Source organism: bacterium, from assembly GCA_004322275.1.
Lineage (GTDB): Bacteria > Desulfobacterota > Deferrisomatia > Deferrisomatales > BM512 > SCTA01.
Window position 1 is genome coordinate 1 of record SCTA01000036.1, and the last position, 15,552, is coordinate 15,552.

General features: G+C 61.3%; 16 protein-coding genes. 15 read left to right on the forward strand and 1 reads right to left on the reverse strand.

Annotation, left to right across the window (positions count from 1 at the left end):
* Nucleotides 1-172: 172 nt before the first annotated feature.
* The 3 genes from EPN96_10965 to EPN96_10975 are packed head-to-tail and all read left to right on the forward strand — an operon-like array spanning nt 173 to nt 2,426.
* Nucleotides 173-535: an aspartate 1-decarboxylase gene (locus EPN96_10965; GenBank protein ID TAL15912.1), complete on the forward strand. Its 363-nt coding sequence runs from the start codon at nt 173-175 to the stop codon at nt 533-535.
* Entirely contained in the window at nt 472-1,716 is a 1,245-nt protein-coding gene (locus EPN96_10970; protein ID TAL15913.1) for a hypothetical protein, read from the forward strand. The genes EPN96_10965 and EPN96_10970 overlap by 64 nt, the downstream gene beginning before the upstream one ends.
* A 2-nt stretch (nt 1,717-1,718) precedes the next feature.
* Entirely contained in the window at nt 1,719-2,426 is a 708-nt protein-coding gene (locus tag EPN96_10975) for a DUF502 domain-containing protein (GenBank protein ID TAL15914.1), read from the forward strand.
* A gap of 3 nt (nt 2,427-2,429) precedes the next feature.
* Here EPN96_10975 and EPN96_10980 read toward each other — a convergent pair whose 3' ends face one another.
* A complete protein-coding gene (locus tag EPN96_10980; protein ID TAL15915.1) occupies nt 2,430-2,714 on the reverse strand; it encodes a hypothetical protein in 285 nt (94 codons plus the stop codon).
* Nucleotides 2,715-2,721: 7 nt separating this feature from the next.
* Between EPN96_10980 and tilS the strand changes: the two genes are divergently transcribed.
* From tilS to lpdA, 12 genes are all read left to right on the forward strand, one after another.
* Nucleotides 2,722-4,134: a tRNA lysidine(34) synthetase TilS gene (tilS, locus tag EPN96_10985; GenBank protein ID TAL15916.1), complete on the forward strand. Its 1,413-nt coding sequence runs from the start codon at nt 2,722-2,724 to the stop codon at nt 4,132-4,134.
* A gap of 142 nt (nt 4,135-4,276) precedes the next feature.
* Nucleotides 4,277-6,157 (forward strand): ATP-dependent metallopeptidase FtsH/Yme1/Tma family protein, encoded by a 1,881-nt coding sequence (locus EPN96_10990; GenBank protein ID TAL15973.1) that lies wholly within the window; start codon nt 4,277-4,279, stop codon nt 6,155-6,157.
* Between the two features lie 113 nt (nt 6,158-6,270).
* Complete coding sequence (gene folP / locus EPN96_10995; GenBank protein TAL15974.1) at nt 6,271-7,386, forward strand: dihydropteroate synthase; 1,116 nt, start codon at nt 6,271-6,273, stop codon at nt 7,384-7,386.
* A 3-nt stretch (nt 7,387-7,389) separates the two neighbouring features.
* A complete protein-coding gene (locus EPN96_11000) occupies nt 7,390-8,214 on the forward strand; it encodes a TIGR00159 family protein (GenBank protein TAL15917.1) in 825 nt (274 codons plus the stop codon).
* Nucleotides 8,211-9,122 (forward strand): hypothetical protein, encoded by a 912-nt coding sequence (locus EPN96_11005; GenBank protein ID TAL15918.1) that lies wholly within the window; start codon nt 8,211-8,213, stop codon nt 9,120-9,122. Before EPN96_11000 ends, EPN96_11005 begins: the two co-directional genes overlap by 4 nt.
* A 33-nt stretch (nt 9,123-9,155) precedes the next feature.
* A complete protein-coding gene (locus EPN96_11010; GenBank protein ID TAL15919.1) occupies nt 9,156-10,523 on the forward strand; it encodes a phosphoglucosamine mutase in 1,368 nt (455 codons plus the stop codon).
* Between the two features lie 15 nt (nt 10,524-10,538).
* Nucleotides 10,539-11,270 (forward strand): pyridoxine 5'-phosphate synthase, encoded by a 732-nt coding sequence (locus EPN96_11015; GenBank protein ID TAL15920.1) that lies wholly within the window; start codon nt 10,539-10,541, stop codon nt 11,268-11,270.
* On the forward strand, nt 11,267-11,647 hold the full coding sequence (locus tag EPN96_11020) for a holo-ACP synthase (GenBank protein ID TAL15921.1): 381 nt from the start codon (nt 11,267-11,269) through the stop codon (nt 11,645-11,647). The genes EPN96_11015 and EPN96_11020 overlap by 4 nt, the downstream gene beginning before the upstream one ends.
* Nucleotides 11,648-11,665: 18 nt before the next feature.
* Complete coding sequence (locus EPN96_11025; GenBank protein TAL15922.1) at nt 11,666-13,201, forward strand: NAD(P)H-hydrate dehydratase; 1,536 nt, start codon at nt 11,666-11,668, stop codon at nt 13,199-13,201.
* Nucleotides 13,202-13,204: 3 nt separating this feature from the next.
* Nucleotides 13,205-13,651: a CBS domain-containing protein gene (locus tag EPN96_11030; GenBank protein ID TAL15923.1), complete on the forward strand. Its 447-nt coding sequence runs from the start codon at nt 13,205-13,207 to the stop codon at nt 13,649-13,651.
* Complete coding sequence (tsaE, locus tag EPN96_11035; GenBank protein TAL15924.1) at nt 13,648-14,151, forward strand: tRNA (adenosine(37)-N6)-threonylcarbamoyltransferase complex ATPase subunit type 1 TsaE; 504 nt, start codon at nt 13,648-13,650, stop codon at nt 14,149-14,151. Before EPN96_11030 ends, tsaE begins: the two co-directional genes overlap by 4 nt.
* The gene (lpdA, locus tag EPN96_11040) at nt 14,141-15,550 is read left to right on the forward strand and encodes a dihydrolipoyl dehydrogenase (GenBank protein ID TAL15925.1); all 1,410 of its coding nucleotides are present in this window, start codon (nt 14,141-14,143) and stop codon (nt 15,548-15,550) included. Before tsaE ends, lpdA begins: the two co-directional genes overlap by 11 nt.
* The last annotated feature ends 2 nt before the right edge of the window (nt 15,551-15,552 follow it).

The window sequence follows — 15,552 nt, forward strand, 5'->3', positions numbered from 1 at the left end:
TTTGAGAGCGATTTTGTCGCGAAGACTGAGCAAAACCGCAGGCGTAGTTGTTCTACGGCGAGGTTTTGCGATTGATGAGCGGCAAAAGCGGGCCAAAAGCCGGATGCGAGAACGAAGGTTCTATTTACGGACAAGCCCTAAATCCGGCGCTGCATAGAAGGAAACTCCAGAGATGATCAGAAGAATGCTTCAGGGGAAGATACATCGCGCCACCGTCACCGGGGCGGACCTCCACTACGAGGGGTCGATCTCCATCGACACCGCCCTGATGGAAGGCGCCGGAATCCTCCCCTACGAGCAGGTGCAGATTTACAACGTGACCAGCGGCCACCGCTTCGCCACCTACGCCATCGAGGGCGAGCGCGGCAGCGGCGTCATCTGCGTCAATGGCGCGGCGGCCCACAAGGCCTCGAAGGGCGACATAATCATCATCGCCTCCTACGTCTCGATGGAAGACGCGGAGGCCCGGAAATGGAAGCCCAACCTCGTCTACGTAGACGGCCGGAACAAAAGAAGCGGCCTCGCGGCGGCATGAGGCTGCTTCGCGCCCCCCTCGTCTTCACCGGTTTTTCTCCGCTGATTGAAAACGGGGGGGTGCTCCTCGGCGACGACGGCAGGATAGCGTCGGTGGGGGCTGCGAAGGACCTTTTAAAAGACGCTCCCGGCGCACCCGTCGAGGATTTCCCCGATTCTATCCTCCTTCCCCCCCTCGTGAACTGCCACGCCCACCTCGAACTGGCGGCGCTGCCCAAAATCCGGGATGACGTTGACTTCACCGGCTGGCTGGGCGAAGTAGTCGCCGAAAAGAAGAGAGCCTCGCCCGCGGACTTCGAGCGGGGAATAAAAGAGGGGATTGAACTTTGCCGGGTGGGAGGGCAGGGGGTGATAGCCGACGTGGCGAGCGCGACGGGTGTAGAAAAGAGTTACGGGAAGTCCGGTGCGAGGGTGGTCTTTACCCCCGAGCTCATCTGCCTCGATCCCTCCGGCGCTGCGAAAGCCGTTGAAAACGCCCTGGGCCGGAAAGCAGGGGGAAACGCCTCGTGGGGCGGCGTCTTCGCCCACGCGCCCTACACCGTCTGCGAAGAGGCGTATCTCGAATGCGCCAAAGCGCTGCGCCGGGAAGGACTCCTCTTCACCCACGCGGCGGAGAGCCCCGAGGAGGTGGAATACTGCCTTACCGGCAAGGGGGCGATTCCAGAGCGGCTTTTCGGCAATTCGCCGGTAAACCCTCCGCCCTCTCCGGGGCTTCACCCCATCGACTGGCTGGACAAAATCGGCGTTCTGGGCAATCGGACGGTGCTGGTTCACTGCGTCCAGCTCGGAAAAGGCCACGTAAACCTTATAGCGGCCAGGAGGGCGCGGGTCGTCCTCTGCCCCAGGTCCAATAAAAACCTCGGGGTGGGAAGCGCCCCGGCCCTTGAGCTTCTCCGCGCGCGGGTGAATATAGGCCTTGGCACCGACAGCATCCTCAGCGCGGGAGACCTCGACCTCTGGAAGGAAGTCACAGCCGCCGTGGACGACTACGGCTTCTCCCCGGAGGACGCGCTCTTCGCCGGGACTTCCTGGGGAGCCAGGGTTCTCGGTCTGGAGGGGGAAAGCGGCTCTTTATCGCCCGGCCGCCGGGCTGCTATACTCGTGAGGAAGCTTGGGGAGGGGAAAGACCGCTGGGAAAGGATATTCTCCTCCTCCGGCGAAAACTGTTTTTACGTCAATTGAAAATGGGAGCCCGATTGTTTACCAGACTCAAAAACGCGATTAAAAGACACTTTCTGACGGGCCTTCTGGTCTTCGTGCCGATAGCGCTGACGGTCTTTCTCGTCAACTGGCTCGACACCGCGCTGATGGCGAAGATTTCGCTTCTGCCCCCCGACTACAACCCGAACACCTACTTCGAGGGGCGGGTGCCGGGGCTCGGCGTCCTCCTCACCCTTGCGATTATCTACGTCATCGGGTTTATCAGCTCAAACTATCTCGGGAAAATCGTAGTAAAGATCTACGAGAGGCTTTTAAACCAGATACCGGGGGTGAGCTGGCTCTACGGGGTCTCCAAGCAGTTCATGGGGGCGATCTTCAAGCTGCTGGAGGAGCTGCAGGGCAAGGGGGCCGACAAGTTCAGGGGGGTGGCGCTCGTCGAATACCCGCGAAAGGGCATTTACACGCTGGCCTTCATAACGGGGGATTCGGTCGCGGAGATTCAGGAGGTCACCGGCAAGGAGGTGGTCAACATCTTCATACCGACCACCCCCAACCCCACTTCCGGCTTTTTCCTCATGGTCCCGAAGGAGGAGCTTGTCCTTCTGAAAATGACGGTGGAGCAGGCCTTCAGGCTGATCCTGAGCGCCGGGATGGTGGGCGCGGACGCCCCGAAAAAGCAAAAAGAAAGGCCCGCCACTTCGGGGCGGGCCGTTGAAAACGTACCGGTGTAAAGCTTAGCGGCCTTTGGAAGCTCTTTTGCTCGCCTTGAGGGGGTTGAGCATCTTCTGGGTTTCCTGGGCCTCGATCTTGATGTGAGTAGCCATATTGCAGATTCCCATTGCCCACTGGAGCGCGGGAATCGGGTAGACGTGGCAGTACTTGCCGGTGGGCCATTCCTCAACGCGGGCGCAACCCTCGCATTTTTCGACGATCTGGGCGCATTCCTTGGCTTCCTGAAGGCAGCCTTTCTTGCTCCAGAAAAGGCACTCTTTTTCTTTTTTTACTGTCTGGCAACGCATTTTTTGCATGCCCTCCGTTTGGTTGTTACAAGGCCCGGGAGCCGGTGTATTCATGAAAGCGTTGTATAATAGCCACCAAGGAGCGGGGTTGTCAATGGATTTGCGGGAGGAAATTTCACGGGCCGTAGAAGGGGCCCGTCTCGGGGGCAGGGGCATTCTGGCCGCCGTCTCGGGAGGGGTGGATTCGGTCACCCTCCTTCGCCTCCTTTGCGAAACGGGTATAAGGGTCGAGGCGGCCCACGTGGACCACGGCCTTCGCGCCGACAGCGCAAAGGACGCGGAGTTCGTCAGGGAACTGGCGGCGAAACTCGGCGTCCCCTTTCACCTCCTGACCCTTACGCGCGAGGATTTCCCCAAATCCGTGAACGTTCAGGCTGCCGGGAGGGAGCTTCGACGCCGGTTTCTCGAAAATACCCGTGCCGAGAGGGGGCTTGACGCAATCGCCCTCGCCCACCACGCCGACGATCAGGCGGAGACCGTCCTCTTCCGCCTCCTGCGCGGAGCGGGGCCGAGGGGGGTGTGCGGGATGTCGCCCTGGGAGCCTCCTTACCTCCGGCCTCTCCTTTTCGTGAAGCGTTCGGAAATAGAGGGCTACGCCGCCGAAAATGATATTTCCTTCCGCGAGGACCCGACCAACAGGACTCCGCGCTACTCCCGCAACAGGATACGGCGCGAGCTTCTCCCTCTGGCGAGGGATATCTGCCCCGGCGCGGACTCCGCGATTCTGCGCTACAGCGCCCTTGCGAGGCGCGACGAAGAGTTTCTGACCACTCTCGCCCTCGGAGAATTTGAAAAGCTCGCGAAAAGAGAGCCTGAGGGGTACAGCTTTTCCACTCCGGACCTCGCGGCCCTGCCCCTGCCGGTCCGCTCAAGGCTCTACCTCGCGGCCTTCCGCTCCCTGGAGGAAGACACCTCCCTGCTCTCCTCAGGCCACCTCGAAGAGCTTGAATCCCTTCTGGAAGAGGGGAAGCCCTACCGCCGCGCCCCCGTGCCGGGCGGGGCGGTCTTCGCCAGAAGCTACGGCCGGTTCTGGGTGCTGAAAAAGACCGCGCTGAAAACCCCTTCGGGAGAACCGGCTCCAAATGAGTGGGGGGCGGGGGTCTTTGAAAAGCAGGTAATCCCGGCAGGCTCCCTGAGCGTCGAACTACCCGCCGGAAGGCCGGAGGGGGAGATGGTTTTTCGGCTTTGGAGGCCGGGAGACAGGCTTTTCGGGAGAAAGGTCAAGGATATCCTTATGGAAGCGCGTGTGGAGAGGTGGCGAAGGCCCCTTGCCGTGGTCGCCGAGGACAGGGAAGGCGTGGCCGCCCTTTTCGCTCCGGGGGAGCCCGGCTTCGCGCTGGGGGCGGACAAAAATGAGTCCTCCCCGTCCGGCGTTTTCGCCGCCCTCCGCGCCGGATGGTGGCGAAGGCCGCTTTTTTAAGGCAGACGACTCTCGGACCTTTGGCGCGAAGCGCAAAAGTGTGATAAAAATAATAAGTTTACAAAACGTTGCACCACTTCGTTAATACCCCGAAGTCCGGGGATTTTTTCGTGAGGTTTGGATGAGTTCGCCCGCAAGGCAGATGAAGCCCGTTTTCAAGAATCTAGCCCTCTGGCTGCTGATAGCCGTCATTCTGATGCTGGTTTACCAGTTTTTCGGAGAGATAGAGGGAGGCCCCAAAAACGTCCCCTATTCGGATTTCATAGAATCCGTCGAGAAGGGGCGCGTGACCGAAGCCCGCCTTCAAGGGCAGGAGGTCTCCGGCAAATACACCGACAAGACAGCTTTCCGCACCATCCTGCCGCCCGGAGACCCCGACGTGGTCAGAATAATGCGCGAAAAGGGGGTAGCCATCACCGTTGAGCCGAAGGAGGAGACCTCCGTCTTCATGATGCTCCTCGCCAACTGGCTACCGATGATCGTGCTCTTCGCCATCTTCTTCATCTTCATGAGGCAGATGCAGGGCGGCGGCAAGGCTATGACCTTCGGAAAGAGCAGGGCGAAGCTCCTCAGCCAGGACGAGACGAAGGTCACCTTCGCGGATGTCGCCGGCATAGACGAGGCCAAGGAAGAGGTTCAGGAGATCGTCGAGTTTCTGAAAAACCCGAAAAGGTTCACCAAGCTCGGCGGCAGGATACCCAAGGGGGTTCTCCTCATGGGCTCGCCGGGCACAGGCAAGACCCTGCTCGCGAAGGCGATAGCGGGGGAGGCTGGAGTTCCCTTCTTTTCAATCTCCGGCTCGGATTTCGTCGAGATGTTCGTCGGCGTCGGTGCTTCGCGCGTCAGGGACCTCTTCATACAGGGGAAAAAGAACGCGCCCTGCATCATCTTCATCGACGAGATCGACGCGGTAGGAAGACACCGCGGCGCGGGCCTCGGCGGCGGCCACGACGAACGCGAGCAGACCCTGAACCAGCTTCTGGTCGAGATGGACGGCTTTGAATCCAACGAGGGAGTTATACTGATGGCGGCGACCAACCGCCCCGATGTTCTCGACCCCGCCCTCCTTCGTCCCGGCAGGTTCGACAGGCAGGTGGTGGTGCCCCAGCCGGATATCAAGGGCAGGACGGGAATCCTTCGGGTCCATTCCAAGAACGTCCCGATGTCCAGGGACGTGGACCTCGAAATAATCGCCAGGGGGACGCCGGGTTTTTCCGGCGCGGACCTCGAAAACCTCGTCAACGAGGCGGCTCTCGCCGCCGCCCGCGCCGACAAGGAAGCGGTGGAGATGGAGGATTTCGAGAAGGCGAAGGACAAGGTGCTGATGGGCTCCGAGCGCCGCTCGATGGCGCTCTCCGAGGAGGAGAGAAAAGTCACCGCCTATCACGAGGCGGGCCACGCTGTCTGCGCGATAATCCTCCCCTACGCCGACCCGGTCCACAAGGTCTCGATTATACCCCGTGGCCGCGCCCTCGGCATCACCCTCTCGCTTCCCACGGACGACAAGTACACCTATACAAAGGAGTATCTCTACGACCGCATTGCCGTGGCGATGGGGGGACGCGCGGCGGAGGAGATATTCCTCGGCCACATCTCCACCGGAGCCTCCAACGACATCGAAAAGGCCACCGAACTCGCCCGCCGCATGGTCTGCAAGTACGGCATGAGCGACAAACTGGGGCCGATCTCCTACGGGCGCGAGGAGGAGCAGATATTCCTCGGCAAGGAACTGGTCAGCCACAAGGATTTCAGCGAAGCCACCGCGGTGTCCATAGACGGGGAAATAAGATTAATCATCGAAACGAACCTGGAGACCGCCCGCAGGGTTATCAACGAAAACCGCGAAAACGTCGAGAAACTCGTCAGCGCCCTCCTCGAAAAGGAGACTCTGGGCGCGGAGGAGGTCGAATCCCTGATAAGGGGCGTTTCGCCCGCCGGTCCGGCCGCCAAAGGCGAAACGAATCCTCCCGCCGGAGGCGAGACTGCCGAAGGAGAGGCGAAGCAGGAAGAGTTCAATTTCTAGTTCCGGGAGAGACGATAGTGCGATTCGGGGTAAGACGGCTTGACATAAAGACCAGGGAAGACGCCCAAAGAGAGCTTGCGCTGACCCGCGCCGACGAGGCGGGCGTCGCGAGGATGCTCGACAAGGCGCGCTTTCTGGCGATAAAGGTCGAGGGGCTGAAAGCCCCCGCCGCCAACATACTCAAGCAGGAGATGCTCTCCGTCGGCGGCGACGCCTCGGTAGCCCGGGGGGTGATCAACTGTTCCGCCGAGCTAAGTTCCTCCGTGATCATGGGAACCCGAAAGCAGATAAAAAACCTCGTTAAGAAGCTCAAGGCCCAGCCCTTCGGGCTAAAGGTTCTTGCCGACGAACTGACCGAACTTCTCAGGGCGGAGGAGGGTCCCTTTAAAATCGAGTGGCCCGGCGGAACCCTGGACCTCTCCGAGCGGGTGGCGGTCATGGGCATCATCAACGTCACGCCCGACTCCTTTTCGGACGGAAACGACAATTTCCGCTACGAAGACGCCCTCGCGAGCGCTCTTGAAATGGTCGGCGAGGGGGCTGACATCCTCGACATCGGCGGGGAGTCCACCCGCCCCGGAGCCGAGGCCGTCCCGCTCGAAGAAGAGCTGAAAAGAGTCCTTCCCCTCGTCGAGTATCTCGCGCCGAGGGTTAAAGTCCCCATCTCGGTAGATACCTACAAGGCCCAGGTGGCCGGAAGGGCCGTTGAAGCGGGTGCCTCCATCGTAAACGACGTAAGCGGCCTTCGCCTCGACCCGGAAATGGCCTCCACCGTGGCTAAAACCGGCGCGAACGTCGTTGTCATGCACATGAGGGGCGTCCCCCGCGACATGCAGTCCGACACCCACTATGAAGACCTGACCGGGGAGGTTTACGCGAGCCTTGCCGGCAGCGTAAAGCTCGCCCTTGAGGCGGGAGTCGCGCACGGGCGGATTATCGTCGATCCCGGCATAGGTTTCGGCAAATCGGTTGACGGCAATCTCGCTCTTCTCCGGCGGCTGCCCGAATTCACCTCCCTGGGGCTCCCTGTGCTGGTCGGGGCGAGCAGAAAGTCCTTCATCGGAAAGGTCCTGGGCATCGAAAACCCGAAGGAGCGGCTGGAGGGAAGCCTCTCGGCCGCCTCGCTTTCGGTCCTTCTGGGGGCCAACATCATCCGCGCCCACGATGTCAGGGAAACCCGCCGCGCCGTAGACCTGGCCTGGGCCGTGAAAAACGCGGGCCGGGGGTAAGAAGTGTCGGATTTTCATTTTTCCTTCAGCGTAATCGACCTTCTGGACATCCTTTTGGTGGCTTTCGTCATCTACAGGATTCTTTTGCTCATAAAGGGGACGAGAACCTTTCAGGTGCTTCTCGGCCTCGTGGTCATCACCGCGACCTACATGGGAAGCAAGGTGCTCGGGCTGGTCACCATGAGCTGGATGCTGAACACCTTCCTCTCCTCCATAATTCTGGTCCTGGTGATACTCTTCCAGAACGACATACGGAGAGGGCTGGCTCACATGGGACGCCACCCCCTGCTTCGCGGCAACAACGATTCGGGGGAAACCGCCGAGTGCCTCGACGAGATTGTGAGGGCCTCGATGGCGCTGGCGGGGAACAAAACCGGGGCGCTTATCGTCATAGAGAGGGAAACCAGCCTCCAGCACTTCATAGAGGGAGGGATACCGCTCGACGCGAATCTCGGAAAAGACCTCCTTTGCTCCATCTTCCTTACCGATTCCCCCCTCCACGACGGGGCGGTAATCATCCGGGGGAGAAAGATAATACTCGCCTCCGCGATACTGCCGCTGACCTCCAGAATCGACCTCGAACAGGAGCTTGGCACGCGCCACCGCGCGGCGATGGGGATAACCGAGGAGACTGACGCGGTCGTCATAGTCGTCAGCGAGGAGAGGGGGACCTTCTCCATCGTCCTTAACGGCAAGATAACCAGAGACCTCGACGCGGTATCGATGCGCAGGGTCCTGGCGCGCCTCTTCCCCGGCCCGAGGGAAAAAGCGAGGAAGGGAAAGGCGAAACCCAGACCCCGCGTTTTCCCGAAGGAGGGTGCCGCGTGAACACCGAACCGCTGCGCCGCGTTTTCACCGAAAACCGGGGGCTGAAGATAGTATCCCTCCTCATCGCCGTCCTTTTGTGGATGTTCGTGATAGGGGAGAAGCAGAGCGACATCGAACTCGACGTTCCCCTGTCGCTGGTCAACCTCTCCTCGGACCTCGTCATAACCAGCAGGGTGCCCGGCACAATAAGCGTGAGGGTGACGGGCCCCCGGACGATAGTGGCGTCCATCTCCCCCAAGCAGTACGGACTGACGATGGACCTGAAGGGGATTCAGCCGGGAACCTCTTCCTTTGAGATACTGCCGTCGCGTTTCGGCTTCCCCAGGGGAGTAGAGGTCACCTCGATTTCGCCCGCCGTCGTCACCATCGTCGCCGACAGGACCGGCTACAAGAGCCTCGCCATGAAACCCCGGTTCAAGGGAGTTCCGGCGGAGGGGTATGAGGTCGCCGGGGTCGAGGTTTCCCCGCCCGAGGTCACGGTTGCGGCCTCCGAGAGGATTTTGAAGATACACAAGGAGCTCTCCACCGAAGTCATCGACCTCACCGGCATCGACGGGGGCATAACGAAGGTGGTACAGCCGGTTTTCCCCGACCCTTCCTTCCGCAGGGTGGACGACCGCCCGGTAAGCGTCAAGGTGCGCGTGCAGAAAATGAGCGCCGAGAGGGAGTTTCTCGCGGTGCCGGTCGCGCCGCCGGAGGGCGGCTGGGTCGTGGAGCCCCAGGCCGCGGACGTACGGGTAACCGGAAACGTCGGAGTACTGTCCGGGCTCTCGGCAAGAGATATACATATTACGGTTAGTCCGCCGCAAGCCGGTGAAGGCTATTCGCAGGTTGTGGCCGAACTGCCGGAGGGGGCGCGGGTTTTGTCGGTCAATCCGGAAAAAGTCAGGGTACGGCGGGTAAAATGATTTTTGCGTGTGGTTACAGTCTCAGGAGGCCCTATGGGGGATAGAAGAAAGCTCTTCGGAACCGACGGCATAAGGGGCAGGGCGAACATCGAGCCCATGACCTCGGAAACCGTCGTGAAGCTCGGCCGCGCCGCCGCCCACATCTTCAAGGGGCGTCCGCAGAAGATGCGCCACCGGGTCGTCATCGGCAAGGATACCCGGCTTTCCGGCTATATGCTTGAGACCGCCCTCGCTTCGGGTTTCTGCTCGATGGGGGTGGATATCCTGCTGGTGGGGCCGCTGCCGACGCCGGGGATAGCTTTTATCACTTCCAGCATGAGGGCCGACGCCGGGGTTGTAATCTCCGCTTCCCACAACCCCTTCTTTGACAACGGAATAAAGTTTTTCGACCACGACGGCTTCAAACTTCCCGACGAGGTGGAGATAGAGATAGAAGGACTCGTCCTCAGCGATTCGCTCCTGAACGTTCGCCCCACCGATACCGACATCGGCAAGGCCCGGAGGATTGAGGACGCCTGCGGCAGGTACATAGTCCACCTCAAGAGCAAATTCCCCGACCATCTCACCCTCGAAGGGCTTCGCATAGCGCTGGACTGCGCCAACGGGGCCGCCTATCACGTCGCCCCCGACGTGCTGGAGGAACTTGGCGCGGAGGTCTTCAAGATTGGCGTCACCCCCAACGGCGAGAACATCAACCGCGAGTGCGGCAGCCTCTACCCCGAGAAACTCTCCGCCCTCGTCAGGCAGCACCGCGCCGACATCGGCATAGCTCTCGACGGCGACGCCGACCGGCTTATAGTTGTAGACGAGAAGGGCAAGGAGGTGGACGGCGACCAGGTGATGGCCATCTGCGGCAGAAAGCTCTCGCAGCGCGAATGCCTCAAGAAAAACACCGTCGTCGCGACCATAATGAGCAACATGGGGCTGGAGTGCTCGCTTTCCGAGGTGGGGATAACCCTGGAGAGAACCGGAGTCGGTGACCGCTACGTCGTCGAGAGGATGAAACAGAAGGGGTACAACTTCGGCGGCGAGCAGTCGGGCCACCTGATCTTTCTCGACCACGCGACCACCGGCGACGGCACCCTCGCCGCGCTCCAGCTTCTGGCCGTAATGGTGGAGGAGCAAAAGCCGATAAGCGAGCTAGCCAAAGTGATGACGCCCTTCCCGCAGGTCCTCAAGGGAGTGAACGTCAGGGAAAAGCGCCCTCTCTCGGAGCTTGCGGAGGCTTCAAAGGCCATTGCCGACGCGGAAGAGAAACTCGGCTCCAGGGGCAGGGTGGTGGTCCGCTACTCGGGAACGGAAAAGAAGCTGAGAGTGATGCTCGAAGGCGAAAACCAGGACCTGATCGACGAGCTTTGCGACGCGATAGTGGCCGCCATCGTCAAAGAGATCGGCGCTTAGGCCAAAGGAGGTTCTTTGATCCGGCTTGGAGTCAACATAGACCACGTAGCCACCCTGCGGCAGGCCCGCATGATAGACGAACCCGATCCGGTGTGGGCCGTCGTCCTCGCGGAACTGGGAGGCGCCGACCAGATAACCATCCACCTTCGGGAAGACCGCCGCCACATCCAGGACCACGATCTCGAAAGGGTGCTGGCCACGGCGAAGGTTCCGGTGAACCTCGAAATGGCGGTCACGGAGGAGATGGTCGGCATCGCGGCGGAAAAGCGCCCCTTCGTGGTCTGCATGGTCCCCGAGAAGAGGCGGGAGGTCACCACCGAGGGAGGGCTCGACGTGGTGGGGAATCTCAAGGAGGTGAGCGGGGCCGCCGCGAGGATGCGCGACGCCGGGATAAAGGTCAGCCTCTTTATCGACCCCGACGAAAGGCAGGTGGAGGCTTCGGCTATTGCCGGTGCGGACTCGGTCGAGTTCCATACCGGCTCCTACGCCCACGCCTTCGGCTCTGAAAAAGCCAAAGCCGAACTCGCGCGCCTCGAAAACGCCTGCCGCGCCGCAAATGCCGCGGGTCTCAGGGTCCACGCTGGCCACGGGCTCAATCTCAGGAATCTCGCGCCCGTCGTGCGGCTGCCCCACGTCGAGGAACTGAACATCGGCCACGCCATCATCGGCAGGGCCATTTTCGTCGGGCTGAGGGAGACTGTGGCGGAGTACAAACGGCTCATCGAAGAGGTCTTGAAAAGGGGATGATAGCCGGTCTCGGTCTCGACATCGTCAAGGTATCCCGCATCGAGAGGCTCCTAGAAAAACACGGGGAGCGCTTTCTCTGCCGGGTTTACACCGGGGCCGAGAGGACGGAGCTTTTAAAAAAGAACAACTCGCCGGATTCCCTCGCTGCGAGATTCGCCGCCAAGGAAGCGGCGATGAAGGCCCTCGGGTCCGGGTGGGGAGACGGAGTGGGCTGGCGCGACGTAGAGATACTTTCCGGCGTGTCCGGCAGGCCGGAGCTGACTCTTCACGGCGGGGCCGCCCGCATCGCCTCGGAAAAGAGGGTATGCCGCGCGCACCTTTCAATCTCCCACGACGGCGGCATGGCCAGCGCAGTCGTAATCCTGGAAGCGAACTGAAAGGAGGGACCAAGACCGATGTTTCCCCTTCTTGACGCAGCACGCATGGGGCGGCTCGACCGCTACACGATAGGGGAGATCGGCCTCCCCGGTGCGGTGCTGATGGAGACCGCCGGCCGCGCCGTCGCCAGAGAGGCGGTGACCCGCTTCAAGGCGATGCCCGGCGACGGGCACGTCTCCATACTCTGCGGCGGGGGGAACAACGGCGGAGACGGCTTTGTCGCCGCCAGAGGGCTTTCTAACCGGGGGTATCCGGTCCGGGTATACCTCGCCGGAGAAAAAGCGAAGGTGAAAGGCGACGCCGCGCTCCATATGAATGCTTTTTTAAAGTCCGGAGGCAACGTCGCCGAAGCCCTCTCGCCGCCGCCTGACCCCTTCGGAGGGTCATCCTTCATTATAGACGCCCTGCTTGGCACCGGAGTCGAGGGCGAGGTCAGGGAGGAGACCGCCGGGTGGATACGGCGCGTGAATTCTTCCTCTCTCCCGGTCGTCAGCGTCGACATCCCCTCGGGCGTCTCCTCCGACACCGGCAGGGTCATGGGCGAGGCGGTAAAGGCCGCCCTCACGGTCACTTTCGGTTATTACAAAAAAGGGCATTTTCTGGGAGAGGGCGCGGCTCTCGCGGGAGAGGTGGTTCTCGCCGACATAGGGATACCTCCCGGGTCGGCAGCCAGAGAAAACCCCGATCTTTTCCTGCTTGCTAAAAGCGATTTTCGCGGGCTGTTCGCAAGAACGCCTTCGAGCCACAAGGGAGACTACGGACACCTTCTCATTCTCGCGGGTTCCACGGGGAAGATGGGGGCGGCTGCGCTCGCTTCGCTGGCGGCCCTGCGGAGCGGCGCGGGACTTGTGACGGCTGCTTATCCCTCCGGGGCTGCCGAAGAAGCCCGTTTCCCGATGGAGGCGATGACCGCTCCCGTGGGAAAGGGCGGGGAATGGAGCGCCGGGGCCGTCGAAGGGCTGATCGGTCTTGTCGGGAATTCCGACGCCATCGTCCTGGGCCCCGGAATGGGGACCGGCCCCGGCCCGGCGGATTTTCTGGAAAAACTCTTTTCGCTTGGGAACCTTCCTCCCTGCGTGATAGACGCCGACGCGCTGAACATCCTCGCCTCGAACCCGGCGCTCTGGAAGAAAAGGCCGGAAGAGGCGGTGCTTACCCCCCACCCCGGCGAAGCGGGAAGGCTCCTCGGCCTTACCACCGCGCGGATTCAGGAGGACCGCTCCGGCGCGCTGCTGGGGCTGGTCGAAAAGTTCTCCTCGGCGGTAATCCTCAAGGGGGCCTCGACGCTGGTGGGCTCTCCCGGAGAAATTCCCAGGATCGTTTCAAAGGGCAATCCGGGGATGGCGACGGCGGGAAGCGGCGACGTACTTTCGGGAATCGCCGGGGCTTTCCTTGCGCGCGGCCTCGGTGTCCTCAAAGCCGCCGAAGCCGGGGCGTTCATTCACGGCTCCGCCGGGGACGCCGCCTCCGGCCTTTGGGGCGTGGAGTCCCTTATCGCCTCCGACATCACCGAGGCGCTGCCGCAAATTTTCATGGAACTTGAAAAGGAGTAATAGATGAAGACCGCAAGAGATCTCATGACGAGAGAGGTTCACACCGTTACCCCCAACACCGGGCTGAAAGAGCTTGCAAAACTCTTCGCTGAAAAGAGGGTCGGCGGTTTTCCCGTCGTCGAGGCGGGCCGGGTCGTCGGCGTGGTCACCGAGAGCGATCTCATACACCGCGACGAGCGGATTCACATCCCCACCTTCTTCACCCTCTTCGACGCCGTCCTCCCCCTCGGGGGCGAAAAGAAGTTCGAGGAGGAGATGAGAAAGATGGCGGCCACGACGGTGGCCGAGATTATGACCCAGGACCCCATAGTGCTAAGCCCGGATGCGACGCTGACCCAGATGGCCACGGCGATGGGCGAAAAGGGAGTTCACACCCTGCCGGTGGTGGACGCCGAGGGAAAGCTCGTCGGCGTCGTCGGGAAACTCGACCTCATCAGGGCGATGGTGTGACCGGATTCGACTACCTCTCGAAGCGGCCGGGGGACACCCTGCGGCTTGGAGAGGAGCTGGGAAAGGTTGCCGGACCCGGCCTCACGGTGGCGCTTTTCGGGACTCTCGGAGCGGGCAAGACCCTGCTGACGAAGGGAATCGCGAAGGGGCTGGGGGTGAAAAACCCCGCTTACGTGACGAGCCCCACCTTTACCATTCACAAGGTCTATCAGGGCAGGCTGGAACTCAACCACTTCGATTTCTACCGCCTTGGCGGGGAGTTCGATCCCGGCGACCTTGGTATTGAGGAAGTACTAGGCGCAGGCGGAATTTGCGTGATAGAATGGCCGGATAACTTCATTTCTTACCTCGGCGAAGACATACTGTCTTTAAAATTCACCTCCGCCGGAGGTACGAAACGCATCATAAATGTTTCCTGGCGCGGGGAAATAGCGGCCAAAGCGGGCCGCTCGCTTGTGCGCGCCATTGGGGTTATCAAGGAGAGTTGCGATGATTTATGACGTGGCCTTTTTAGGCGCAGGTCCCGGCGGCTATGTCGGGGCCATTCGGGGAGGACAGCTCGGTTCCAAAATCTGTGTCATCGAGGAAAAGAAGCTCGGCGGAACCTGCCTCAATGTCGGCTGCATACCGTCAAAGGCTTTTTACGCCAGCGCCTCGAAGATGCTCGCCCTTTCGGGAGCCAAAGAGTTCGGAATCAACGCGAAACTTGAAAGTTTCGACCTCGCGGCTTGCGTCGCGAGGAAGGACAAGGTCGTCTCCGACCTCGTCGGGGGCGTCAAAAAACTCCTCGCCGGCAACGGCGTGGATATCGTCCACGGCAGGGGCAGGCTGGAAAACCCCGAAACCATAAGGGTTACCACCGCCGACGGCGGAAGCTTCCAGATACAGGCGCGCAACATCATCCTTTCCACCGGCTCCAAGCCGATTGAAATTCCGGCTATGAAGGTGGACGGAGACAAGATAGTCAACTCGGACCAGATCTGGGGCCTGAAGGACCTTCCCGCCCGCCTGGCGATAATCGGTGGCGGAGTCGTCGGCTGCGAACTGGCGCACATCTTCTCGGCCTTCGGCTCGAGGGTCACCGTTATAGAGATGCTCGACCGCCTCCTCGTCACCGAGGACAAGGAGGCCGCCCGCCTGGTCCAGAAGACCCTCAAGGCCCGGGACGTAGAGGTAAAGACCGGCGTCCGCGTCGAGAAAGCCGAGGTCGCGGGCAAAGAGGTCAAGGTCACTCTGGCCACCGGCGAGGAGCTCGCTTTCGACCGCGTGGTAGTCTCCATCGGGCGCGTTCCCCGCAGCCGGAACATCGGCCTCGAAGACGCGGGGCTGGAGCTCGACGAAAAAGGTTTCGTGGCGGTCAACGACGAGATGGAGACGGAGATTCCCGGCATCTACGCCGTCGGCGACGTGGTAGGAAAATATATGCTCGCCCACGTAGCCACCAGCGAGGCGATGGTCGCGGTCCACAACGCCCTCGGGAAGAAGTACTGGATGGATTACTCCACCGTGCCGAGAGCCACCTTCACCAGCCCGGAAGTAGCCTCGGTCGGAACCACCGAGGAAGAGCTCAAAAAGAGCGGCGCGGAGTACCGCGTCGGCAGGTTCGCCTACGCCGCCAGCGGCAAGGCCGTCTGCATGGGCGAGAAGGAAGGGTTCATAAAGATAATCTCCGACGACGATACCGGCAGGATAGTGGGAGCTACGATCGCGGGCCACAGCGCCGCCGAGATTATCGGAGAGGTCGCCGTCGCCATGAGGATGGAAGCCTCGCCCGGCGACATCGTCACCACCATCCACACCCATCCGACCATAAGCGAGGTAATTCTGGAGGCCAGCGAGGACACGATGGGCCTTTCAATTCACAAAATGGTGCGCAGAAGCCGCCCCGAGGAGGAATAACC